Origin of the sequence: Parabacteroides sp. AM17-47, assembly GCF_003434625.1 — a bacterium.
GTDB lineage: Bacteria > Bacteroidota > Bacteroidia > Bacteroidales > Tannerellaceae > Parabacteroides > Parabacteroides distasonis.
This window is the reverse complement of sequence record NZ_QTLI01000001.1, coordinates 104521-129704: the sequence shown is the minus strand read 5'-3', so window position 1 is coordinate 129704 and position 25184 is coordinate 104521. Positions and strand designations below refer to the sequence as shown.

The window sequence follows — 25184 nt, the reverse complement described above, 5'->3', positions numbered from 1 at the left end:
TAACCCAATGGTTTACGGGGTGGGAATCATTGAGTTTTTCCCGCAATCCATTGACTTACGTACCGTAAACTATTCGCTTACGCCCAACAAGTCATAGGCTTACGTCCGGGGGCTCTTATTGGTTTCCCGGACGTAGGTTCTACAGTTCCTATCTCAAGGCAGGCAAGATATATTTCCATATCAAGTTGATCTCGGCCTGCATATCGCCGATATTCGCCGTCATGGCGATTACCGCATCTTGCTCGGGCAATATAATAATGTATTGTCCATTGGCTCCATCGGCACGAACGGCGTTATGGCGGCAACGCCACATCTGGTAACCGTAGCCTTGTAACCAGTCGCTATCTTTCGGCTTCATCTTCAAGTTCTCCGGTCTCATACCAGCGGGCAAAGAGGCTATCTTGGAGGTGGTGGCTTCCTCTATCCAGCTTTCGGGGAGCAATTGCTTATCGTTCCATTTTCCCTTTTGCAGGAAAAACTGACCCATTTTCGCTAGATCCTCGGTCTTGAGATACAAACCCCAACCGCCGCAATTGATGCCTTGGGGACTCTCTTCCCAAGTAGCGCCGACGATACCCAGCGGACGGAACAGACGGGGATAGAGATAATTGATCACCTTCTCCCCCGTCACCTTCTGGATGATAGCGGAAAGCATATACGTGCCGAGGCTGTTGTATACGAAATAGGTTCCCGGTTTATGTACCAACGGCGCCGAGAGGAAGAGCTTTGCCCAATCGGCCTTCTCGTTCCCCTTCTGCCGTACTAAAGCGGTGGGATCGACATCATGGCCGGAGGACATGGTCAATAGGTGACGTATCTCCAGCTCTTTCAAGTAAGGGCTTACCTCGGCCGGTAATTGGTCGGGGAAGAAGGAGATCACCTTGTCCGTGACCTTCAATTTACCCTCCGCGACGGCAAAACCGATAGCCGTAGCCGTAAAGGTCTTGCTAACGGAGTTCAAGACATGCGGCGTATGGCGGTCGCCCTCACCCAGCCATTGCTCCTTTACGACCTTTCCATGCTGGAGGATCATGATACTATGCAAGTCTTGATCCGCCTTTTTCACCGCCCGCAGGTAATTGCCAAACGCTTTATCCAAGGTTTTCGAGGCTTCCGCACGAGGGAGTTCCTTGGTCAGGTCGTTATAGCTGATCAGGTCTATGTTCTTATCCTTCAAGGCTTGCTTCACCTTCGGACTGGTAAAAAGATCGGTCACGCCTTGACGGTCCATCGCCACGTTCTCGTAGCCGATATGCCCGACGGTTTTCATCTCCTCGTTATCCAAGGCCGGGTGATCCAAGAACATATAGCGTTTACCGGGTTCCAGCTTATCCAACATCCGGATGAAACTGGCCTCCTTCTCGGCCGGAGTCTTGGAGGCTCCATCATACCCGGAATAGGTGAAATCGTATTCCTGCATCGCCTCTACCCGATCCACGACCGGCAGATGATATTCCTCGGACAAGCGGCGCATCAACTTCACCACCTCCGGATCGAAACCGGTCGATCCCATATGACCGGAGATATGGCTGATCTGGGGAATGTTCTTCAAGGCCATCTCTATCTGGGCCCGAGCCTCCTGCTCGATCTCGGCCAAGCTCCATGTATTCTCCAGAATGGCCAGACCCGGGTAGGCGGGATTCGGAGACATCATCGGCAAGAAATAGCCATTGCTATCGGTCAAGCTGGGACAATGCGTCAGCGGACGCCATTTCACGTTATCCCATTCGCTGGTAAACGTCAGGTGAAGCCCGACATCTATCCCCGGGTTCTCCCTCAACAGCCGGGCGGCCTCGGGGAACCACGAGGTGACAACCATAACCTCTATACAGGTCTCCACCCCATTCTTATACCCTTCCATACACGCTATATTGGCGGAACGGAACGACCCCATGTCATCCGCACGGATGATCAGGCGGGGATTCGTGGCAGGCTGGCTGAATGCCGGCCACGTAGCGGCGAACAACAGGCAGCCGCAAAGGATTCTTTTTACATTTGAAGTCTTCATGATATTGATAAATAAGTAACATCTTTTCTATACTTGGGGATGGACCACACAAAAGGTGCCGGAAGATTTGCTCACCAACTTATCGTCGCAATAAATCTCGCACTCACAAAAATGTATATTCCGTCCCGCCTTGATCACGGTACCCTTGGCGATCAGCTCATTACCCCAAGCGGCCCGTAAGAAAGACATTTTCAACTCTGCCGTCAGCACGTCTTTCTCCAGCGGGGTCATCGTATAGGCGGCGAAACCGGCGATCGTATCCGCCAAAGCAGCCAAGACACCCCCATGCGTCACGCCGCTATATTGTCTCTGCTCGTCATGCAAGGGCATATGCGCCTCTACACGACCTTCCTCGATAACCGTGAAGTCGATCCCCAGAAAATTCACATAAGGATTCGTCTTCGCACGGTTAATCAACTTTTCTTTTATTCTCTCATCCATATCTTTTCCTTTAACGAACCGTTATCTTACAATCATCCAGATTATCGATAATGGCGAGGCTCTCCACACGTATGCCCTTTTCACGCAGCAGGTTCCCGCCATCTTGAAACGCCTTCTCTATAATAAAACCCATACCCTCGATCACGGCTCCCGATTGCTCCGCCAACTCGACCATTCCCATGGCGGCGTTTCCGTAAGCCAAGAAATCATCGATAAACAGGATATGATCCTCCGGAGTTAAGAAGTTATTGCTGATACATACCGTATAGTCACGATCCTTCGTGAAGGAATGGACCACGGTAGAGAGCATGTTCTCCATCGTCTTCGGTTTCTTCTTCTTTACGAAGACCACCGGCAACTGCATGATATAACCCACCATAATGGCCGGGGCGATACCGCTCGCCTCGATGGTCACGATCTTGTTTATCTTACGATCTTGAAAACGACGGATAAATTCCTCGGCGATCTTATACATCAACATCGGGTCCATTTGATGGTTGATAAAACTATCCACTTTAAGGATACCGCCGGGATAACAGCGGCCGTCTTGCAAGATGCGTTGCTTCAATAATTCCATAATTTGTTATTCTGTTTGATCTTCTTTTACACGTATAAATAAATTCGCCAGAATGGCCGTCAAGCCACCCGTCGTTATGCCGGAGGAGAAAATGCCACGGATCACTTGAGGAGCGGCCCCTAGAATATCCGGCATCAGCTCCACCCCCAACCCCAAGGACAAACTAACCGCCAACACCAACGTGGCCTTCCGGTTGATATCTTGGGCGGCGATAATACGGATACCTGCTGCCGCCACCGTACCGAACATCAGCAGGGTAGCTCCTCCCAGCACCGGATCGGGCATCAAGGAGAAGATAACGCCGACAACCGGGAATAATCCCAACAGGATCAGCATACCCGCGATATAATACCCCACGTACCGGCTGGCGACTCCCGTCAGCTGGATGATCCCGTTATTCTGGGCGAAGATAGAGTTCGGGAAAGAGTTGAAAATTCCGGAGATAAATGAGTTCACCCCATCCGCCAGCACCCCGCCGGAGACTCGCCTCAGGTAGCCTTCTCCCTCGATCGATTTCCCCGATATCATCGAGTTGGCCGTAATATCCCCCGTAGCCTCGATCGCCGTGATCAGATAGATCAAGGCGATCGCCACGAATGAAGAGATATTAAAATCCAATCCATATTTGAAGGGAACCGGGATATTAAACCCTCTCAAACTCTGCGAGGAGACAGCCTCCATATCCACCATTCCCATGGCGAAAGCGATCGCGTAACCGATACACAACCCCAGTACGATGGAACTCATCCGCAAGTACTTGTTCTTACAACGATTGAAGAACAAGACACTCAACAAGACGCACACAGCTACCCCGATATTACGCAAACTACCGAACGTACCGTTATCCATAGCCGTATACCCACCGCCGCAAGCGACCACTCCTACCTTGATCAGGCTCAAGCCGATGAGCAACACCACGATACCCGATACCAAGGGAGTAATCACCGAGCGCAGATACTTAAAAGTACGGCTCACGATCATCTCTACCGGAGAGGCGGCGATACAAACGCCGAAAATAAGGGGAAGCCCTCCCGCCAAACCAGCCGTGATAATCGGGCCGATAAACGAGAAGCTGGTGCCTTGGATACATAGCAGCCCCGCCCCGACCGGTCCTAATTTACGACATTGAACGAATGTGGATACCCCGGAGGCGAACAGGGCCATGGAAACCAAGAAGCCGGTCGTCTCCAGATCCAGTTTCAGCGCCCCGGCGATAATCAAGGGAGGTGTTATGATCGCCACGAAAATAGCCAGCAGATGCTGGATGGCGGCAAAAAGCGTCTCTTTCAAAGGCGGACGGTCATCGATCCCGTAAATCAAATCCGTATTCATCCTGTCTCTTATAGTTTCAAGTCTAATAAGGTCTCCCCTTTTGCGTTCAACACTCGTACACTCATCTCGTCTCCTTTCTTCCGCAATACCATCACCGTAGCCGAATCGAGCTTATACCCCCCGCCTACGATCACCGGGAAGTTGTTTCCCAACGAGTCTTTCGGGTGGAAGGCGTATTGATGCGTATGGGCGGATATATTCACGTTGAAAGGGGCTTTCGCCAACAGGCTTCCCCAAAGCTCCGGACAAGGCTCATAGGCATCCCCGTTTCCGTAGATAGGGATATGGTTCAATAAAACCCGCTTCGAGGCTTGCTTAAACTCCTTGCCGCTCAATTCTTTCGAGAGGAAATTCACTTGATCTTTCCGGAGACCGGTGAAATCGTTCAGGCCATAATACACCCATGTGCTATCCGGTTTATCCTCGCCGCAATCCAGCATGACGAAACGGGTATCTCCCCAGTTGAACGCCCCATACGTCTTATCGCCCACATAGTCAAACAAGGCACGCAGGCCGATCGAGTAAGCGTTGCGTATCTCGTGGTTGCCTCTAAGGAAGAAAGCGGGTACATGACTGGCGCCCACCTTCCCGCATAAATAAGCCAAATGATACAAAGCTTCTTTCTCATTGGCGGGATCGTCTATACAATCCCCGTTAAATACCACGAAATCATAAGGGATATCACGCACTTGCCCGTATAAGGCGTCTAGGGTCGGGATATGCTTATGCAGGTCGTTAAAGATCAAGGCCGTGAAATCCTTTTGGGATGCGGAAGGGACCTTGAAAGTGTAGAACGGGGATACCGCCGTCTCGCCAAACTCTTTCTTATAGGCTTGGTAAAGCATGATTTCCTGCGAGCATACCCGGTAGTAATAGGTTTGCCCCGGTCGTAGGTCCGTCAGCCGAATCTTATTATGCAAGCCGTTGCATATCACTTGACCGTCCACGATGGTGCGGGCCTTCTTCAAATTCAGCGTGTCCGTACCGTATTCTACCCAACTATACGTAGGGACACGGGTCTGCCACATCACCGTTATGCCGCCCTCCGTAGGATTTTGCAGATAGGGCACCGCATAAAAGATCTCTTCCGGCCTGGCCTTCAAGCGAACCTCCGTTACGACCGGGCGATGATCCGATGCCACCGCCTCTTCGGGAACCCATGCGGACAAACGGGTAAAGGGCTGTCCATTCTTTACATAACCCGCTATATAGTCCAAACAGCTATCCGGCGTGGAAGCCGGGAAGGTAGCCTGTTTAGGATTGCTCAACAACTGGAAATCCTTGCTGATTTCCGTGATAAAGGGGGAATGCGCCGTAGCGTTCCAATCCCCGGCGATAAACAGGGGTTTATGCGCGGAAGCGGCTTCCCGCCGAAGGATCGGCAAGGAGAGCATCCGGTCTTCCGGCGTCAAGGAAAGGTGCGTGCAGCAGAAGATATATCTCTCAAACTCGACCCATAGCAAGACCCGTTCCTCCTCCCGTCCGGGAAGGGCGATATAGCGGTAGCTCACCGGCTTCTCCTTGCTCAGCATACCTACTCCGTATTTACCGCCATCAAAGTCGATGGCCGGGGCGTAGGTAGGGAACATCAGGGTGCGTTCTCCCAACGTCCGGAGCACGTCGATCCCGCCGCTTCTTCCGGTCACGCTATCTACCTCCTGTACGGCGACTACATCGGGGGCTACCTTACGTATAGCCTCCGCTATACGCCCGAGGTCCGTCACCTCATCCATGCCCCTTCCGTTGCGGATATTATAGCTCATGATACGCAACGTATTCCGCTCGGCATCGCCGCTTTGCTGGGCCAATGCCTTATTTATGGGCAAGCATCCGATCAGGACGATCGCCCAAATAAACCATTTCCTCATAGGATTCGATCTAATGTTTATATTCATTTTATATCTATACCTTAACCGAATATCTCTTTCAATGACTGCTCGAACTCAGCGATATCCTCGCCGGAAGTATCCCAAGAGGTAACGAGACGGGCCTCGTTGATCTCCTCGTTCCACATATAGAAGAAATATTTATCTTGCAACTTCCTCAACGCCTCGGCAGGGATCGTGAAGAAGAGCTGGTTGGACTCGATCTTCTGCGTAAAATGAATCTCCGGGTATTGTCGTAGCACGTCCGCTAGCTTGGCGGCGCTGATATTCGCTTTCATGGCGTTCTCCAACCAGAGGTTATTTTCCAGATAAGGGATGAACTGGGCGGAGAGATAACGTAGCTTCGAGGCTAGCTGGGCGGATTGCTTCCGGTAAAATCGCAGGTTCTCCGTGATCTCCGGGCGGAACGAGACCACGGCCTCTCCCATCATCATACCGTTTTTCGTGCCTCCGAAGCTCAAGATATCCACGCCTGCGTCTACAGTCACTTGGCGCATCGTGCAATTCAGGTAAGCGCAGGCGTTCGCCAAGCGTGCTCCGTCCATATGCAGATACATATCGTACGAATGTAAGAGATCGGCGATCGCTTTCACTTCCTCTATCGTATAGATCGTACCTAATTCCGATACTTGGGAGATATAAACGGCCTTGGGTTGCGAATGGTGGCAAACCCCGAAGTTCTTCAGATGGGGACGGATCAATTCCGGTGTCAGCTTACCGTCCGTCGTAGGGATCGTGACGATGGCGCAACCGGTCATCCGTGCGGGAGCACCACATTCGTCTACGTTGATATGGGCGGTCTCGGCGCACAGGATGCTATTAAACGGACGGGTTACGGCTTGCAGGGCCACGGAGTTCGCCCCCGTCCCGTTAAACACGAAAAAAGGAGAAGCATCCTTGCCGAACACTTCTTGTATCTTACTCGTAGCGGCCTCTGTCCAAGGATCATCACCATATCCAACCGCATGATTATCATTTGCCTTGATGATCGCATCCATTACCCGGGGATGCACGCCGGAATTGTTGTCACTAGCGAAACTTCTCATCTTTAAATCTGATTTTTCGCCAAAAGTACGGATTTAAGATGAGAATGAGGATATCTTGAATTGTTTTTATTTCATATCAACGACGTTGACGGATGCACATCTCCAACCGCCCGGGACTTTGTCTGCAATCCCAAACAATCAAGACCTCTATTGTACAAGACTTGATTTCATAAAATAAGGCATAGTTACCAGATAGCACATAACGGATATTCTCATCCTCTGTCTTGATCCCCATACGAGGAGAAGAAAGGATTAAACGCATTATCGCCCTAAACTCTCCTAATAATTTAGTGCTGTACGTTTTACTCTTATTACGTTTATTATAATAGTCAAAAATTTCGGTCATATCATTCAAAGCTGATTGAGACCAAATCAACTTTCGTTTACCCATCGCTCCATATATCTATCCAGTCCTTCATCTTCAATAAAACGCCCCTCCGAGATATCTTCTCGCGCATGCTTTATGGCAACCTTTACTTCCGGCGAGAAGCGAAGGGCTTGCCTTTCCTCCATCCTATCAATCAAGCTCTTGATACGATGTAACAAATCATCATCATTTATGAGACTGAGCCGTTGTATCAATGATAATTTCAATTCCAATGTTCCCATAATCTTCAATCCGATTTAATTTCCCATAGTAAGGTTACAAAGATAAATAGAATAATCCATACCGCACGTTATTTTACCTGAAATTGTTCCGTCGCATAGAGGGCCTCGCCGGTTTGGGTCAGGCCTTCGATGGTGATGGTGAAATCACCGGTCAGGTCGGAGGTGGTAAAGGGGATGGATATAGAGGACTCGCCGGCTGTCCGGATATCGGGTCGCCAAAGTAAGGTATGGCGGAAATCCGGAACAGGAGATCGCTTCTCGGCCTCTGTCCGGTAAGCGGGCATATAGAAGATGCGCTGGGCTTGCGTGCCCTCATAATCAAAGAACTGGGTGGAGTTATCGACTACCAGACCCGGGTAATTATGCTCATAAGAGGAGAAGGAGGCGATACCGTCGAATATCTGCCCACCGAATACGTACTTACCTTTATACACATCGATCTTCCGGATTTTTAGGGGATCGTACTTAAAAATGATCTCGTGATCGACGATGGGGATACCATCTAGTAAAACCAATGAGTTACCGATCGTATACCCGATTCGCTCCTCGGTCAAGACAGCCAGCCGGCGAACCCCATCCATCTTACGGAAGCGGAGGCCGGGGATAAACTCGATCACGACTTCCTCCATCGTCGTGAAACGGGTGTACTCATCCAAAAGATAACTCCAATCCGGTTGCCACTGGAACCAAGGCTTCTCCGCTTTTTCCCGAACCAAGGAATCAGACCGGTAAGCATGCAACACCTGTAGCCCCACGCTCCGCTTCACCAACTCATCTTGCCAAGCGGGATTCAATCTCAAGGCGGGAAGCTCCTTCTCCGGATGCGTAGCGTAAGGAGATTCGATGTCCACCCGGTAGCGAGAGGAGGAAGGGGATAAAGCCACCGTCACGATCTCGTGCGTCCCAGATATATGTTTCGTAAAGAAAGTCACCTCCCCGGCAGCGCCCAGTTGCCCCCCGAAAAGGCGGATCTCCCCCCCGGAAAAGCCCAATAAAGGCCTCACCGCCTCTTTAGACGAAGGTTCGCCCGTAGACAGATCGATCACTTTCCCCGTCAGGATCGGCCCCTCGTATTCCGCCAAGAATTTACGATCGGCAGGCGATGATCTCGTAGTAGGCATGCTTTGTTTCCAATCAACGATACCGCTCCGGGCGGAAGGTTTATACAAGTCGATCCCGGCGATAGAGACCGATAGGGTCTGTAGATCCGGGGGCAAGCCGTTTATCCGGATCTCCCCCCCTGAACGGGTATCATAGGTCATACGGTCCGGCGATACGGAAACCGGGCCCTCTCGCCTCGTAAAAGAGTAAGTGGGCAATAAAGTATCCGTCAGCAGGGCCTCGTTCGTCACGAAGGTGTTCACCACCGTCAGCGGCTTCTCAAAGAAGACCTCCTCCCCCTCGTTCCGCATATAACGGGTATAGGCCACCAGCCGGTAGTTTCCGGTCGGCAAGGTAGACGGCAATTGCAGGCAACCATTCCCTACCCCCTTCTCCAGCACGAGTCGGGCTTGCACGACCGCCGAGGCGCTATCCAGAAGCTCCACATACCCGACCTTGCTCACGTCGGACAACCGTTGGTCCAAATCCGTGGCAATGAATTTCATCCATACAAGCTCGCCCGACAGATAAAATTGCTTATCCGTTTGCAGATAAACCCGCTCTCGCAATTCCCCTGCGAGAACCGTTTGCCCCGCCCATAAGAGGCAGAGGAGCGACAAGATCCATTGTTTTATCATAGACTTCTCCATAGCAACTAAATTATAAATGACTGGTAGGCCACCAAGAGGGCTTCTGTTTCGAACCAAAACGGCCGCAATCCATACAACGTTTCAGCGCATACGTATTACTCGCCGCATTCATCGGATTATAGGAAACATATCCGTAATCCGGATTATTATCATATTCCGATCCCTGTACGATCGTGCTTGCGCAGCCCGTAACCTCGGCCTCATATACCTTCTCTATCTCCGGAAAGAAACGCTTGAGGCGAGTCACTGTCGCTACTTCCACGAAACCGATCACCGGAACCTCCGGGTCCGTCACGCAGCGGATATTCCCTTTCATCTCGGAAGGAATAGGGGCAAACAAGCTACCAGACTCCTCTATGTTCTTCTGCAAATTAAAATAGTAGTCGTAAGCCTCCCGGTGCAACGCATATTGTTCCACCTCCGCATGATACAACATCGAGAAACGGCGATCGCTGGGATGATACGAGGCGATACTTTTGTTAGCGATCACGTTCTGCGTCAGCCTGTCGGAACTGCCTAGGGAGATCACCTTCGAGCTGTCCTTCCCCCAGCAATAATACCAATTATTCGATGTAAGTAAATCATATATTACGACCGTATTACCCATTTTCTCGGCGGCCATAAAGATCTCCGCCTTCACCTCCCAATTCTCCTTATACATCCAGCGGAAATAAGAGGATCGATCCGGGGCATTATGCGTAGACACACAGAGACGGACCTCCTCTCCCGGCCCCTTCTTCAGCAAGGAGATAGAGTCGATCGGAGGCGTTATCTCCGGTCCCAGATAGTCCGACTCATACTCCAGCCCATCCAGCGAGATATGTAGCCGGTACCGGCTACCCGGGTCCAGCTCTCCCATATCCACCTTATACTCTCCCTTCCCGGAAGAATTAGCGCAAGTGAAAACAGCTCCATCCTCACGCTCCACCACCACCTTGGCGTTATTCACGAACTCATCCTCCGTGAAATCGTCGGTCAGGCCCACGCTTCTCCGGAGCTTTATCGTAGTCTCGCCATTCGTGATGATACCATCCACGACCAACAAATCCCGTACCTGCTCCAAACCCTTCGGCTCGTAATCCGTGACACAGGCGGACAATAACAACAGCAAAGCCCCCAGCCACCAATGAAAGCCTTTTATAGAATCTTTTATCTTCGCTTCTTTCCTCATCTCAACTCCCCCCTAAAATTTAATATTATAAGAGACAAACGGGATAGGCACCCCGAATATCGCCATCTTATATCCCTTTAATTTCCCGTTCTCCGATATATAATACACCGAGTAGGCGTTCTTTCGCCCCGTCAGGTTATAGACTCCGAAAGAGATCGTGCTATGCGTGAGCAACGTCAGGTGGTGGCTCGGCTCGATGTTGAACGAGGCGTCCATCCGGAAAAAGTCCGGGATGCGGTATTGATTACGGTCCGAATAGTAGACAAACTCCCCGCCCCCGTAATGATATTTGGAGACCGGCAAGGTGATCGGCCGTCCCGTGCTATAGTCGCAATTCAGCGAGAAGCTGAAACGATGCGTGAACTTATAGTTACCCACGAACTTCAAGTCGTGCGGCTTATCGAAATCGGCGGCGTACCAATCCCCATTGTTCACGGGATTCACGATCATCGGATCGTTCTGCCGCAGTTGCGTGCGAGAGTAGGTATAGCTTACCCAGCCGTTCAACTTCCCTTGCGTTTTCTTCACCATCAGCTCCACGCCATAGGCACGCCCCTCGGTCCTCAGCACGTCCGTCTCGATGTGGTGGTTCATCAGCAGCTCGGCGCCGTTCCGGTAATCTAGGTAATCCTTCATCGTCTTGTAATATCCCTCCAAGGAGACCTCGATCGTATTGTTCAAGAAATTCCGGTATAGCCCGGCGGCCACTTGCATACCCGTCTGCGGCTTGATGTTGGCGTCGCTCAGCTTCCACGTATCTGTGGGCGACATGATGGTCGTGTTGGATAGCTTATGGATATTCTGCCGCATCGTATTAAAGCCGGCCTTCACGGAGAAGTCCTCGGTAAAGGCATAACGGGCGGATACCCGGAACTCCGGCCCGTGGTAAGTCTTGAACGCCCCGGTCTTATCCACCGTACCCGTCACGGTAGCCAAGGAAGGCAGTTGGTCGTCGGCATAGAGATTATAGGTACGGGGCCCCAATACGTTAAACATGGAATAACGGACCCCCACGTTCAAGGAGAGTTGGGAGGTGATATCCCAACGATCGCCCACATAGATAGCGGACTCCACCGCTTTCTCCTTCTCCATCCGGTCCTCCTTCACCAACGACTCCCCGCCATAGGGAAGGTATTTCCCCGGCTCCAAGTCGTAAAACAGCGAGCTGGCGCCGAAATCCAGCGTATGCTTATCGCTCAGGTAATGCGTGAAGTCCATCTTCCCGTACATCTGGTCGATACGGAAAGCGAGGGAATAAGCGTTCACCGGGTTATCCGTATTACGGGTATTGTAGCCATAATGGTCGTAGCCAGCGGTGAGGACCCCCGTGAAACGATCCGAGAAGATATGCCTCCATTTCACCGAGGCGTTGGCGTTCTCGTAGGCATACCGCTCATCCACGTTAAAGCGGAAACGGTCGTGGCTATAGTAGCCATTCAGATAGAGGTTGTTCCGCTCGTCGAACTTATGGTTAATCGTGGCGTTCAGGTCGTAAAAACCGGCGTTGCCATCCTTATAGCCGCTCTTCTCGGGGAGTTTCTTCAAGATCCAGTCCGAGTAAGTGGTACGTCCGCCCACGATAAAGGAGGTCTTCTCGGAGAAGAGAGGCCCCTCCAAGGTAAGGCGGCTGGTTAGCAAGCCGATGCTCGCCGATCCCTTGAACTCCTTTTTGTTACCCTCCCGGCTGTTGATGTCGAGTACCGAGGAGATACGTCCGCCATACTTGGCGGGGATGCTGCTCTTGTACAGCTCCATGTCCTTCACCACGTCGGGGTTGAAGACGGAGAAGAAGCCGAACAGGTGGGTCGGGTTATAGACCGTCCCGTCGTTGAAGAGGATCAAGTTCTGGTCCGTCGCCCCGCCCCTCACGTTAAAGCCGCTAGAGGCCTCGCCCACCGCCTTCACGCCGGGGAGCGACATGACTACCTTCATGATATCCACCTCGCCGAACGCCATCGGGATATTCTTTATATCCTTCACCTTCAGGCGTTCCACGCCCATCGTCGTATTCCGCACGTTGGCGATCTTCTCGGAGGAGATCGTGACCTCCTTCAAGGTGTAGACCTGTTCCTCCAGCTCTATATCCAGCTTGCCGTCGGAATGGAGCATGATCTGCCGCCGGGTGTCCTTCATGCCCATGCCTTGTATGTACAGCTCGTGCCGTCCGGGAGGGAGGCGCAGCGTATAATAGCCGTAAGCGTCGGTAGTAGCCCCGATCATCGGGTCCTTCACGAATACGGCCACGCCCACCATCGGCTCACCGGTCTTGAAATCGCTGATATTGCCGGTCACCGTGACCCGGTCCGCCGCCTTGCCCGAGGCGTCGCCGATCTCGTAAACCTTGTTCTCCGAGGTAGCCTTCTGCTGCTTCCGGCCCGCCATCAGGGAGATACCGGAGCCTTCCTCGTCGCCATCGCCCTCTCTCCGCTTCTCCCGCAGGAAGAAGTTCTCGGGCAGGGAGGTCATCAAGGTGTTATCTCTCAACACAAAGAAGGCGCCGCCATACGAGGATACTTGGAAGGGAGTTCCCTCCAACGCACGCCGCAACGCCACCAAGGGCTCTTCCTTCTCACTGTGTACGCTAACGACCATGGAGTCCGTCTCCAAGGGTTGCCGGTAGACGGGCTGTCCGGTCTGCCGCTCGATAGCGTCGAACACGACATTTAAGGTTACTTGCCGGAAATCCAGATCGACCGTCCGCTGCGCCCTCGCCGTCCAGCCGGACAGCAGGCACATTACCATACCGATATATAGGCTCTTTCTCATGGGATCTCGTTTAACTGTTCATACTGTCTCACCACGGCTACGATGGCTTCCTCGGGAGCGTGCTTGAAATCCAGCTTTCGCCGCTTGATATACCGGGCCAGCTCTTTTTTCTTGGACTTGAGGACCTTCAACACGGAGCCCTTGCTCCTCACGGTATAGTAAACGCCCTCCTTCCGGATGTAGTATTTTACGGACTGATCGAAGGAATCATCGAGCTTCATATCTTTTATCGTCTTAGATAATATACAAGACCATTTCCCCAGCACGGTACACTTCCCTTCATACAACCGTAGGTAATAGCCTTCCGGCAGGTTGCCCGACCGCTCATCCGGATACCTGTAGAAGATATGGTACCCATGAAACTCAGCGTAGTCTACCCGATCGCTCGGCAAGACGATATTATAGCGATTGTCCGGAGAGAACAGTAATAACTCATTCTTGTACAGGTCTAAGCGCATTTTCACGTCCTTGTAGAGAATGCCTTCGAAGCTAAGATCCCCGGGTACGTATTTCTCGCTCTTCAAATAGGGGTGATTTCTTATCGAGGTGGGATATTTTAATTGCTCCTTCCCATGGTAGATCACGGATTGGCCGGCGGCGGAAGAGACATAGTCATCCACCGCATCTTGTGCCCTAGCCGTAACGATAGCCAACGCGCATACGCATAAAAACCCCAGAAGCTTTCTCATAAGATCCAGATTTAAAGTTTCATGCCAAATGTAAGCATATATATCCGACAAACCAACAACTTCCGAGGAATTATCACGCAGATAATGTACCTTTGCGACGTTTTTAACTTTAACAATTAATCATATATGAAAAAAAATCAGTTTCCGGGAAGCGGAAACAAGCGTGAGAAAGCTACTGGATAGTCTGGAAAATGCCCAAAAGGCATGGGTGGACTTGAAAAAAGACGCGAAAGGGGCGCATAAGTTGTTTAAAGACTACCAGCCGGAGGAGGATCTGGTTAAACGGGAGAAGATCATCTACACGGGCTCCGTGAAAGACTTCGTGCGGCTGACGCTGCCCATCCTCGATGACCAACGGTTCCGGGTGAACGGGCAGACGAACCGGGAAGCCATGATACGGGCGCTGGACGAGGTGTTCGAGATACACCCCAACGGCTGCCCGGAGCCAAGGAGCTTCCGGAGCATCCTCTCGACGGCGCAGGAGGAATACGGGAAAGCGCATGAATAACAAGCTTCCCGTTTTTCACAACAAAAGTTAAAACTTGGGAGGCGTCCCAAAGCGCCTCCCTACCTTAGCGGCATCAAGCCAGAGACACTGGCTCTTTTTTTATCACTTAAAAATATAGTATGATAAACACGTCATTATTCGCCCTTTTCGGACGATACAAGGGAGACGCCTCGCTAGCGGGCGTACTGGAAAACATCCAAAGAGGAACGTACAAGCAGTTCATCGACGAGACGCGGGAGGCGCTAGCGTCGGGCGACAAGGAACGGGCCGCCAAACTAAAGAAAAAACTGCCCGCTTTCACCCCACAGGCCACCTACTCCGGGAAACGCCTCGACCCTCACATCACCCGTTACAACCAATTGGTGGTACTCGACATCGACCACGTAGGGGAACGGGAGCTGGAGCGTATCACCCCGCTCGCCACGGAAGCGCCCTACACCGTGGCGTATTTCCGCAGTCCCAGCGGCGACGGGGCGAAACTCATCGCCTACGCCGCCACGGACGAGACCGCCACGCCGGGTAATCACCGGAGGGTCTACGAGGCCATGAGCCGTTGGTACGCCGCCCGGCTCGGCGTGGAGCTGGATACCTCGGGCAGCGACATCGGGCGGCTTTGCTTCGTATCGGACGATCCCGCCCTATACCTCTCGCCTGCCTACCGCCCTTGGCTGGAGGGTACCGGCGAGCTACCGGAGGGCCTCGCCCCGCTACCCCTTACTTGGAAGGAGGAGGTTAGCGAGACGGCTCCCGGGGCGAAGGAAAGGAAGGTGGCCTCGCCACTGGAGAAGGCACGCCGGACCGCCGAGCGGAAAGGCCTCTACGCCGAGGGCAACCGCAATAACTTCATCTTCGTCATGGCCGCACGGGCGAACCGGCTGGGCGTGAAGCGGGCCGAGATGGAGGCTTACGCCGCTACCGCCTTCGCCGACTTGCCGGCGGAGGAGCGCCTCGCCGCCATCGAGAGCGCCTACAGCCACGTGGAGGAGCACGCCGCCGAGACGAGCGCCGCCACCTCCCGGAAAAAGGGCGGGGGCCCGCTGGACGTGGTCGCCGTGGAGAATTATATATCCGAGCGTTTCCTCACCCGCAAGAACGGCGTGAGGGGGTACGTGGAGGTAGCCACGAAGAAGAAGCGGAACGGTCAAAAGCCGGTCTTCAAGCCGGTGACCGACTACTGGGTGAACTCGCTCTGGCGGAGTCTCCTGAAGGACGGCCACTACTGCTCGCATAACGACATCCGGGCCATACTGATGTCGGACTTCAGCGAGACATTCCACCCTTTCCGCTCGTATTTCGAGGGGCTGGCCCCGTGGGACGGGGTGACGGACTGGATCGGGCAGCTGGCCGATACCGTGGACACCACCCGGCCCGCCTTCTGGCGGGGTTGCCTCAAGCGCTGGCTTATCGCGCAAGTGGCCGGCTCCATGGAGCTAGGCGTGGAAAACCATACCATCTTGCTGCTGGCCGGCGGGCAGGGGCTGGGCAAGACCTCGTGGCTGCGGAACCTCGTGCCGCCCGAATTGCGGGACTATCTTTTCACGGGCAATGTCAATCCCTATAGCAAGGGTTTCCCGCAGATGATGGTGGACTGCCTCTTGATCGTCATCGACGAGATGTCCGGCCAGAGCTACGCCGATCTGAACCGCCTCAAGGCGCTCACCTCCACAGGGGTCATCTACCTGCGCCGCCCGTACGGACACTATGCCGAGACGCAGATACGCCACGCCTCCTTCGCCGCCACGGTGAACGACTTGCAATCGCTGCCGGACGATAACGAGTCTCGCCGCTTCCTCTGCTTCGAGGCCACACGGATCGATTACCAGTCGCCCGTGCGACACGCCGACATCTACGCCCAAGCTCTCGCCCTCTTCCGCCGGGGCGAGAAATACTGGTTCTCCGGCGAAGACATCCGGAAGATCAACGAGAACAACGAGACCTTCCGCCAGCGAAGCCCCGAGGAGGAATTGTTCTTCACCTATTTCCGCAAACCGGAGCGTTTCGACACGCCACAGTATCTTACGGCGAGCGATATTATGACGAAACTAAGTGTATTTACACGTATCACGCCGACACGTTCCAATATAGTTACGTTGAGCAAGGTGCTGAAAAAACACGGTTTTAAGCTCACGACAATACGTGGAAAACGCCTATTTGAGGTCGTAGAGATCACTCCGGAACAGGTAAAAGACAATTTTTTGAGCACCCCGGAAGAAAAGGGAACGAAGAAGGAAGATGAAAAGAATCATACTGATAACCAAAACAATACAGCGAATCCTAAACTTCCATTTTAAAGCAGGGGGTGCGCAGGGGTGCGCAAAAAAGAGTGGTTGGAAAAACATTTTAGAAATAAATAAATTTGTATCACACACAGCAGTGTGACACAAATTTACATTTACCAGAAAAGTTTTAGGAAAACACGTAAAGATGCGCACCCTTGCGCACCCCGCTATGTTTCAGCGAAGCTCATAAAGCTCCTCAAAAAGAGTTATGGATATCCTTTCTATTACAAATCAAGACCTTTTTCCCTTCAGAGGAAATGGGAACGAATCAAAGACCTTATCTTGATTTCTAGTCATATCAACCAATCTCCTCTCAATTGCTCTCCAATCGTATTTGCCATTCAGCATAACGATATCCTCATCGAAATCTATATCCTCAAAATAAGTAATGGCCTTGAAGGGCCTGATGACATTTGCCCCCGGAAATTTACGCTCATACATTCCCAACATGGAATTGAAAGGGAAACGGGTGGAGAGGAAAGCGATGTCGATGAAATCCTTTAGCCGTGACCCATCGTCGGCGATGGCAGAGAGCTTCATGGCAATAATATCCTGCATGCTGTACAATCTTATACCGTACTCGATATATGGCTTTTCAAGATACTCATAAGAGTGGGTAATGCAGTCAATCTTTATTCCGTCTATGGAACCTTTCAAGGTGTTCCTCTCCATAAAGCCGGTACGGAATCCATATTTATCCATAAGAAATCTCTCCAATTCCGCCGCATCAAACGGTTTCGGAGTGAAAAGATCTAAATCCACACTTCTCCTATGTCCTAAATACAGGGCTAAAGAAGTTCCTCCCGCCAGATTAAAACGGGTCATCGCATTTTCCGCTTCCAGCTTTTTCAGGAGTTCAAGTGTTTTTCCCGAGACAACTTCCGTGTGTAACATTTTAGTTCCTCCTTTTCAAGATTAAAGACAATACAAACAAAATTCATGTCTCGTGGAGATAAGCTTGGGAGTTCTTTTATTATTTCCCGGAATCCCTCTATACCTCCATATAAATTGAATGCGGCATAAAAATCCTTCAACCATCCTCTTTCAATGACACGCTGTACCACAATCTTCCGGGATTTCCACCAGTCAAAATGTGACAGGTCATACTCCCAAAGCAAGGAGGGAGAGATTGAAGAGTCTCCTGTATATGTCTTATATTCATCAAATATAGTCATTTTCCATCCTTTTTATAATATACAAATCTACTGTATTTTACTGGGGTATACAATTTCCATGCGCTTTTTATTGAGACACGGCTCGGAAACCAATGAGATACGGTCGCTAAGTCAATGGAATCCGTCTTGCGTTCCATTGACTTAGCGACCCTATTCCACCCGGATACCATCCGGCTCTCACGGCTCGCCGAGCGACTCGATGATGGCCCGCACCATGGCGGGCGAATAGACCCGCTCGCCCTCGTGATAACCCAGCGAAAGGAGGCGACCGGGCAGGCCGGGATAGATCGTTATCCAATGTTGCAGCTTGCGGTGGGCCGAGCGGGGATGCAGGTCGGGCAGGTAGACCTCGGCCAGCTCCATCCGCCCGTACGCTCGTATCTTGAATGTCGTTTCCATATCCTAAAGATAGTGAATCTCCGGCATATATCCATCATTTTCCGGAGAAATAATTCACCCGAAATCACCCTAAGTCACCCAAAGCGACAAAGCCCCCATGCCCTGCCGTATCTTTGTATCAACATTAAAAAACAACACATTATGATCCGCTACAAGAAGTATCAAAACAAGAACGAGAAGAACGTGACAACCTTCAACAAGTGGTACGCCCGTGCCGTATGCGAGGAGACGGTAGACATCGCCGCCTTGGCCGAGCACATGTCCACCCACAACACCCCCTTCTCCACCGGCGCCATCCACGGCATGCTGAAGGACATGGTGAATTGTATCAAGGAGCTGCTGATGGACGGCAAGAACGTGAAGATAGACGACCTCGGCATCTTCAGCGTGGGCATCCGCTCGAAGGGGGCCGTCACGCCGGAGGATTTCTCCACGCAAGGCAATATCACCGGCGTACGCCTCCGTGCCCGTGCCACGGGCAACCTCTCCAGCGCCTCGCTCAAGCTGACGGCCAAGCTCCGCGAGTACACCGAGTACTCGAACGGGGAGGTGACCCCGGGAGGTGGCGGGAGCGATTCCGAGAGCCCGGACGAGATTTAGGGAATTGAAAATTGAGAATTGAAAATTGAAAATTAAGTGGTATGGAGATTTCTGTTTTTATACGTGAATACGCTCCGCTGGCCGGGGAGGCCGGGCGGGCGTTCCGGATCGATCCGGTGGTGATCTTGGCGCAGGCAGCCATCGAGACGGGTTGGGGCGAGAGTACGCTCTGCCGGGAGTATCATAACTTTTTCGGCATCACGGCCTACGGGCTGCCCAACGTATGGTGGACCGGCCGGTGGACGGAGCTGTCGCCCCGCTCGCTACGTTTCCGGATCTACCCGGACGATAAGTGCTCGTTCATGGATTACTGCCGCCTGCTTCGCTCGGCCTATCCCCGGGCGGCCGACATGAGCGCCAATCCTACGGCCTTCGCCAAGGAGATCGCCTACAGCCCCTACATCAGCGAGGTGAACGGCGACAACCGGGAAGCCTATCGTAAGCTGATCGTCCAGCTTTGCCGAAAAATCAGCTCGCAACTATCAATCGTTAATCAAAAGGGCGGGCAGATGCCGTCCCTATCATCAACTGTCAACTAAAATGAAATACCTTGAACTCATCCTCCATTGCCTCACGGCGCTCCTCCGGGTCATCTTCCCGCAGCATCCCCCTGTTCCCGAAACGACAGACGCTACCGGCGCTGCTCCTTCTCCTGCTAGCCCTCCTCTCCCTCCTCATGCGGGAGACGGAGGTGACGCTAGCGGCGATCGGCGCCTCGCTGACGCTCTTCCGCCACGACGGCACCCCTCCTCCCCACCGCCCCCCGGGGCGGACTGGCTGGGTATCTCCGGCTACACCCTCCTTATAGCGGGGTGCGCAGGGTGCCTCTTGAAGTACTGGGGCTATTAGGGGAAATGGGAATATCAAAGATTAAGTTCTTTTACCGGGCACGAGTTACGTACCCGGTAAAATAGTGTCATATATCTTTCGTTTGTCGTAATTCGGAATAATGTTCCCTTGCGATTGATATCGCTCGCCTCAATTTTTCGGAAAGCACTTTCTTATCGGGTAGTTTTGTGTAATATTGCGCTACCTTTATCGGACTATCTTCGTCAAGCATTAGATATTCGATATGCTCTGTATTGCCTTCCGAACAAAGAATTAACCCGATTGGAGATTCTTCACCTTCTTTTCGCTCGTTCTTGTTCAAATAGCGAAGATATAGTAACATTTGCCCTTCGTATTCGGGCTTGAACTTCCCCAATTTGAGATCGATCGCTATCAGACGCTTTAAGCCACGATGGAAGAACAGCAAATCAATATAGTAATCAACCGCATCTACGGTAATCCGCTTTTGACGGTCAAGGAAAGCAAAATCTGTCCCCATTTCCTTAATGAAAAGCTGTATTTGGGAAAGAATTGCCATTTCGAGATCTTTCTCCGAGAATATATCAGGAAGCCCAAGCATATCAAGAAAGTAACTGCTGCGAAATATAAGGTCGGGCAATAGCTGGTTGTTTTCCTTTATCTCGTTCAGCTCTTTGCGTATCATATCTTCGGGTTTACGGCTAATGGCTGTACGCTCATAAAGTTGACAATCTATTTTTTCATCAAGTGTGCGAGTATCCCAATGCTCCATTCTGCACATTTCCACATAGAACGAGCGAGCTAGCTCATCTTTTACTCCCATAAGCGAACGAAGATGAGTCCAAGTCAATTGGCTACGCACCGCGTATCCAATCTCGTCTTCTGAAAAAAGATACGCACTGCGTACACAATGTTTGAGTTTACCATATCCCCATCCGCTTCCATATTTTACAGTTAGCCGGGTAGCCAATTTTTTGATGACTTGTTTACCATATTCGGCACGCTGATTGTATAGTATATCTTCCTTAATACGTTTGCCTACATACCAATTCGTCATACATATCTCAGTATTCAAATAGGTAGCTACTTTACACGTACTCCATCTATAATGCCACATACATCATTATACAATAGTTCTTCCGATGTGGCTAAATTCAAAATATCATCTGCCATAATAAAAATAAATTAATCATCCCACAGCCCCTCCTTGGCGTTTCATGTACATAGTCATTGATTCCAACGCATCGATGAATCTCAACGTATGCATAATGTCATAATGCTCGTCAACCAAACATATGCCACCATATCGTTTGACATAACGATAGACCTGTGGTATACTTAGCCCATTCCGCTCGGCAAAATGACTGATAAGCGACATCAGATATTCCGCCTTATCCCTCAATATATCACTATTCATACCGATTCTCAATTATACGTTTTTACAAATATAGGTATTTTCCATAAACCCGCTTCTAAAAAGCCATCGGTAAATTTTGATCGAATATATATCTTTTATACCTAATCCCAAGCATATATCCACCTCAATAATCAATAATGATCCGTAGGCCACCAAGAGGGTTTATTCTTGGTACCTCGCCCATCATGGGTACAGTCTACACAGCGAAAAGGAGCATAAATATTTGGAGTGGTTGGTGATCCACTATAAATGTAATAGGTATAACCATCTGGTGCTATTCCTGTTAAGATATTTTTCGCACAGTCATAAGAAGTTTCATAGAAATCTCTTAGTTCCGGCATAAAGCGTTTCATAATCGTTGTATTAGTTACATCCACATAGCCTATCACCCATTCTTTAGGATCTGATACGCAAGATATATTACCTCTTCTTTCCGAAGGAATTGGAGAGAAAATACTCCCAGCCTGTTCTATGTTCCTTTGTAAATTCACAAAATAGTCATACGCTTCTTTACGTATACGGTTTTGCTTAACGTCTATATAATAAAGCATTGTCAATTTATCATGATCACGGGGGATCTCTATCAATTTTCTCTTATAGATAAGATTTACAGTCAGTTTATTTGTCGATTCCAATAACATCGCCTTAGAACTATCACGTCCCCAGCAATAATAAGTATTTTTAGATGTATGCTTCTGAAATAAAGTGAATTTATCATCTAAAAAACCAGCGTTTGCAAATAGATCTACATGGAATTCCCATATCTCCTGATAAGTCCATTTATAATAAGTTGGCTCTACCTTGTTATCATGTGTAGTTACGCAGATATATACAGGAGTTTCTGATGCTGAACTTTCAACAGATATACTATCGATCACCGGAGTATCTAGAGGATTCAAATATTCCGATTTATATTCTTTATTATTCCAATTTATTGATAATCTATATTTATACGCAGGATTTAACTCTCCCATCGGTATTGTATAAACTCCATCTTTACTCACGTTCAACGTTTCAAAAACAGCTCCTTTATCTGATTCAACAAAAACATTCGCATCCGTTATCGACTCCCCTTCCTCAAACTCATCCAACATCCTTACGCTATGGCTCAATCGTATCCGAGTCGTATCATTAGTTATAAAACCATCCACTACCAGCAAACCACCTATTTGGTTCACAATATCAGGCTCATAATCGGAGATACAACCCATGAGTGTTAGTAACCCTGTTATGTACATATATAATCTTTTCATATATACACTTTCTTTGGTTGGGAAAATTCATTAATCTATTGATAAAAAATCATATCAATAAGGCTTATAACAACAAAACTTTAAGTTCTAAAATCATCCTTTTAAATTATAAAGGGACAATTAAGTTTTTATCAGAAATCTTAATCGCCCCTCTTAATTTCAGATATTTTAATATACCATTACCTTATATTTATATAAGTTGTCCCAGCGCCAACCCACGTATTACCATCATAAATATCGCATACTAAACGAGCGCTACCAACTGCATAAAAACTAACCGAACAATGATTTGTCCAAGGTGTTATATAAGCTTGCGGTGCTCGTATACTCCATTCCAATCTAGCACCCGGTATTAAAGGGCTATATTCCAGATGATACTCTTCTTGGGCATAACCCCCATTTAGTGTTACGTTAATAGGGCCTGATATAGTAGCAACTATCCCATTTGCCGCATTAGCTTGTAATATAGACTCTTCTATATTTTCTTTGTCCACGTCAATATTAGTTTGCTGAGCATACATAAACTGCATTGATAATAATGCAAGCATAATAAACAGAACTTTCTTCATGGCTCTAAAAATTTAAATTAATAAATACATATACAACTACAAACTTACTTCAAGCAAGAAATAGGATACTTGCAAATCAAGTATCCTATTCTCAATTCGAAATAAATATTTTATTTCCAAGCATCCGGCTGAACCAAATAAGGTTTGCCGTTCTCGTCGTTACCCATGGTCAATACTTGGTCATCAGGAACAGGAAGCATAGTCTTTGCCGCAGGAAGCACAGAGGCTGCCGCAAATTTCGGAATATATTGCTTTTCGTAATTGATATAAGCGCTCAACTCTGAGGACATTACATCACCACCCCAACGAACCAAGTCGAACCAGCGCTCACCTTCCATCGCCAACTCAAGCTTACGCTCCATACGGATCGCTTTGATACAAACATCTTTGCTTGTGAAAGCCGCATGAGATGTAGGATATTCAGCGACCTTATAGTTTGCGGCCGCTTGACCGTTTTCTAACTTAATAATATTCACATCCAAAGCTGCACGTCTACGAACATCGTTTACTTGTGTCATCGCCTCAGATAATTGACCAGCGTCAGCTAAAGCTTCAGCGTACAACAATTTAATGTCACGCACACTAAGATATTGCATATTCATAGCAGACCCCGGTGCCCAACCATTAAATAAGTTCTTCATACCAGCGGCCTCTTCTGCCTTACTAAACACGTGCTTCTTCGGCATAAAGATACCACCATTTACAGGGTTACGAACCCAATCATCCTTAGGCATACCCCAATCTTTGTAAGGGATTCCATAACGACCTACAGCAAAATCCAAACGAGGGTCTACCGCAATACTATTATCTGTTACGACAAATGGCTCATTTGTTCCCGTACCTTTTCTTGAAACAGTCGCTTTATTTCTATATTCACCATTCAAATAAGGTAAACCTTGCGCGTCCACTTGGAAAGAGTTCACTAATTCGAAAGAAGGTTGATAGAAACCACAGCATCCACCGGGACCTGAGTTATGCGGATAATTCAGACAGAAAGGAGCACCACCAGTGTTTTCGTCAGCAGCAGAATATTGAACAGAGAAAATAGCCTCTTTACCATTCTCAGTCAGCGCATTGAAGTTGTTATCCAGATCGTCCTCCAATCCATAAGCTGCCCCACTACTGGTTGTACCATTATTCACGACATCAGCTAAAACAGTTTTCGCGGCAGCGATGTCTCCTTTATGCATTAAGATTTTACCTTTTAATGCTTTCGCAGCCCAAACATTCGCACGACCAACTTCAGTCTGAGTTTCCGGAAGATTAGCGATCGCATCGTCAATATCCTTCAGTACATTATCATAAATATTAATATCATTATGTACTTTAGGATCATTCTCCGTATAGGTCTCATCAACCCAAGGAATAAATGGACCAAACACACGAATTCCCTCAAAATAAGCCAATGCACGCAAGAACTTCAACTCACCATAGCGGCTTTTACGATCGGTATCGCTCATACCCGGCATACCTTCAGCGCCTTGCCAAGCTTGAAGAGCTAAGTTCACTCGTTTAGCCATTACATAAACCCACGCCCACTTCTGCGCTATATAGCCATTAGTAGACAGAGTATTATACATCTCTATCTCATTCACCACGGATTGGTCACCCGGGTCGGAACCTTTATTGGCGTCACCACCATAAATACCACCCCATACCCAGTTAAATGGAGATGCTTGATAAGGATCATAACCATCCACCGGAACAGCCAAGCCTGCATAGGCACTAACAGTTAACAATTCCACACCCGTTGGATTGGCTAGAGCGTCCGGTGTCAATGCTCCTTGAGGTTCTTTCCCCAAGAAGTCATCGCCGCAAGAACTAAATGAAAGCGCAGCAAGACAGCCTATCGCCAAAATATATTTACTTTTCATAATGATTCTTTAAATTAAATTAAAACA

At 49.7% G+C, this 25184-nt stretch carries 24 protein-coding genes; 4 read left to right on the top strand and 20 right to left on the bottom strand.

Annotated features, from left to right (window positions below):
* Window positions 1–148 precede the first annotated feature (148 nt).
* The 12 genes from DW205_RS00565 to DW205_RS00510 form a co-directional block, all read right to left on the bottom strand.
* Window positions 149–2008, bottom strand: a complete 1860-nt coding sequence (locus DW205_RS00565) for a serine hydrolase (protein WP_005868083.1) — start codon at window positions 2006–2008, stop codon at window positions 149–151.
* 27 nt (window positions 2009–2035) lie between these two features.
* The gene (locus tag DW205_RS00560) at window positions 2036–2449 is read right to left on the bottom strand and encodes a PaaI family thioesterase (RefSeq protein ID WP_005855973.1); all 414 of its coding nucleotides are present in this window, start codon (window positions 2447–2449) and stop codon (window positions 2036–2038) included.
* A 10-nt stretch (window positions 2450–2459) separates the two neighbouring features.
* A complete protein-coding gene (xpt, locus tag DW205_RS00555) occupies window positions 2460–3026 on the bottom strand; it encodes a xanthine phosphoribosyltransferase (protein WP_005855972.1) in 567 nt (188 codons plus the stop codon).
* 6 nt (window positions 3027–3032) lie between these two features.
* Window positions 3033–4358: a nucleobase:cation symporter-2 family protein gene (locus tag DW205_RS00550; protein ID WP_005868081.1), complete on the bottom strand. Its 1326-nt coding sequence runs from the start codon at window positions 4356–4358 to the stop codon at window positions 3033–3035.
* An 8-nt stretch (window positions 4359–4366) separates the two neighbouring features.
* Entirely contained in the window at window positions 4367–6253 is a 1887-nt protein-coding gene (locus tag DW205_RS00545; RefSeq protein WP_005868079.1) for an endonuclease/exonuclease/phosphatase family protein, read from the bottom strand.
* Window positions 6254–6267: 14 nt separating this feature from the next.
* A complete protein-coding gene (locus tag DW205_RS00540; protein WP_005868076.1) occupies window positions 6268–7290 on the bottom strand; it encodes a low specificity L-threonine aldolase in 1023 nt (340 codons plus the stop codon).
* A gap of 76 nt (window positions 7291–7366) precedes the next feature.
* Window positions 7367–7636 (bottom strand): type II toxin-antitoxin system RelE/ParE family toxin, encoded by a 270-nt coding sequence (locus DW205_RS00535; protein ID WP_005868074.1) that lies wholly within the window; start codon window positions 7634–7636, stop codon window positions 7367–7369.
* A 26-nt stretch (window positions 7637–7662) separates the two neighbouring features.
* Window positions 7663–7899, bottom strand: a complete 237-nt coding sequence (locus tag DW205_RS00530; protein ID WP_005868073.1) for a hypothetical protein — start codon at window positions 7897–7899, stop codon at window positions 7663–7665.
* 68 nt (window positions 7900–7967) lie between these two features.
* Window positions 7968–9650 carry a hypothetical protein gene (locus DW205_RS00525; protein WP_005868072.1) on the bottom strand — a complete coding sequence of 561 codons (1683 nt, stop codon included), beginning with the start codon at window positions 9648–9650 and terminating at the stop codon, window positions 7968–7970.
* A 10-nt stretch (window positions 9651–9660) separates the two neighbouring features.
* A complete protein-coding gene (locus tag DW205_RS00520; protein WP_005868071.1) occupies window positions 9661–10821 on the bottom strand; it encodes a DUF4249 domain-containing protein in 1161 nt (386 codons plus the stop codon).
* A gap of 12 nt (window positions 10822–10833) precedes the next feature.
* Complete coding sequence (locus DW205_RS00515) at window positions 10834–13587, bottom strand: TonB-dependent receptor (RefSeq protein WP_121962989.1); 2754 nt, start codon at window positions 13585–13587, stop codon at window positions 10834–10836.
* Complete coding sequence (locus tag DW205_RS00510) at window positions 13584–14276, bottom strand: hypothetical protein (RefSeq protein ID WP_005868069.1); 693 nt, start codon at window positions 14274–14276, stop codon at window positions 13584–13586. The genes DW205_RS00515 and DW205_RS00510 overlap by 4 nt, the downstream gene beginning before the upstream one ends.
* A gap of 163 nt (window positions 14277–14439) precedes the next feature.
* Here DW205_RS00510 and DW205_RS00505 point away from each other — a divergent pair, with 163 nt between their 5' ends.
* Together DW205_RS00505 and DW205_RS00500 are read left to right on the top strand one after the other, a co-directional pair.
* Window positions 14440–14784 (top strand): hypothetical protein, encoded by a 345-nt coding sequence (locus tag DW205_RS00505; protein WP_005855952.1) that lies wholly within the window; start codon window positions 14440–14442, stop codon window positions 14782–14784.
* Window positions 14785–14903: 119 nt separating this feature from the next.
* Window positions 14904–17075 carry a BT4734/BF3469 family protein gene (locus tag DW205_RS00500; protein WP_005868068.1) on the top strand — a complete coding sequence of 724 codons (2172 nt, stop codon included), beginning with the start codon at window positions 14904–14906 and terminating at the stop codon, window positions 17073–17075.
* Window positions 17076–17294: 219 nt separating this feature from the next.
* On the opposite strand, the gene DW205_RS00495 is transcribed toward DW205_RS00500, so the two are convergent.
* The 3 genes from DW205_RS00495 to DW205_RS00485 form a co-directional block, all read right to left on the bottom strand.
* A complete protein-coding gene (locus DW205_RS00495; protein ID WP_005868067.1) occupies window positions 17295–17957 on the bottom strand; it encodes a nucleotidyl transferase AbiEii/AbiGii toxin family protein in 663 nt (220 codons plus the stop codon).
* Window positions 17912–18238 (bottom strand): hypothetical protein, encoded by a 327-nt coding sequence (locus DW205_RS00490; protein ID WP_005868066.1) that lies wholly within the window; start codon window positions 18236–18238, stop codon window positions 17912–17914. Before DW205_RS00490 ends, DW205_RS00495 begins: the two co-directional genes overlap by 46 nt.
* 177 nt (window positions 18239–18415) lie before the next feature.
* Window positions 18416–18637 (bottom strand): DUF4248 domain-containing protein, encoded by a 222-nt coding sequence (locus DW205_RS00485; RefSeq protein WP_005868065.1) that lies wholly within the window; start codon window positions 18635–18637, stop codon window positions 18416–18418.
* Between the two features lie 141 nt (window positions 18638–18778).
* On the opposite strand from DW205_RS00485, the gene DW205_RS00480 reads away from it, so the two are divergent.
* Both DW205_RS00480 and DW205_RS00475 read left to right on the top strand, forming a co-directional pair.
* Window positions 18779–19237 carry a hypothetical protein gene (locus DW205_RS00480; RefSeq protein WP_005868064.1) on the top strand — a complete coding sequence of 153 codons (459 nt, stop codon included), beginning with the start codon at window positions 18779–18781 and terminating at the stop codon, window positions 19235–19237.
* Between the two features lie 41 nt (window positions 19238–19278).
* Window positions 19279–19776, top strand: a complete 498-nt coding sequence (locus tag DW205_RS00475; protein ID WP_005868062.1) for a glucosaminidase domain-containing protein — start codon at window positions 19279–19281, stop codon at window positions 19774–19776.
* Between the two features lie 377 nt (window positions 19777–20153).
* On the opposite strand, the gene DW205_RS00465 is transcribed toward DW205_RS00475, so the two are convergent.
* The 5 genes from DW205_RS00465 to DW205_RS00445 all read right to left on the bottom strand — a co-directional run bounded on the left by DW205_RS00465 (window position 20154) and on the right by DW205_RS00445 (window position 25157).
* Window positions 20154–21119, bottom strand: coding sequence for a YhcG family protein (locus DW205_RS00465; RefSeq protein WP_229105743.1), 966 nt, complete (start codon window positions 21117–21119; stop codon window positions 20154–20156).
* Between the two features lie 114 nt (window positions 21120–21233).
* Window positions 21234–21461 (bottom strand): DUF3791 domain-containing protein, encoded by a 228-nt coding sequence (locus DW205_RS00460; protein WP_005868058.1) that lies wholly within the window; start codon window positions 21459–21461, stop codon window positions 21234–21236.
* A gap of 131 nt (window positions 21462–21592) precedes the next feature.
* Complete coding sequence (locus DW205_RS00455) at window positions 21593–22714, bottom strand: DUF4249 domain-containing protein (RefSeq protein WP_005868056.1); 1122 nt, start codon at window positions 22712–22714, stop codon at window positions 21593–21595.
* Window positions 22715–22893: 179 nt separating this feature from the next.
* The gene (locus DW205_RS00450) at window positions 22894–23283 is read right to left on the bottom strand and encodes a hypothetical protein (protein WP_005868054.1); all 390 of its coding nucleotides are present in this window, start codon (window positions 23281–23283) and stop codon (window positions 22894–22896) included.
* A gap of 110 nt (window positions 23284–23393) precedes the next feature.
* Window positions 23394–25157 (bottom strand): RagB/SusD family nutrient uptake outer membrane protein, encoded by a 1764-nt coding sequence (locus tag DW205_RS00445; RefSeq protein WP_005868052.1) that lies wholly within the window; start codon window positions 25155–25157, stop codon window positions 23394–23396.
* Window positions 25158–25184 lie beyond the last annotated feature (27 nt).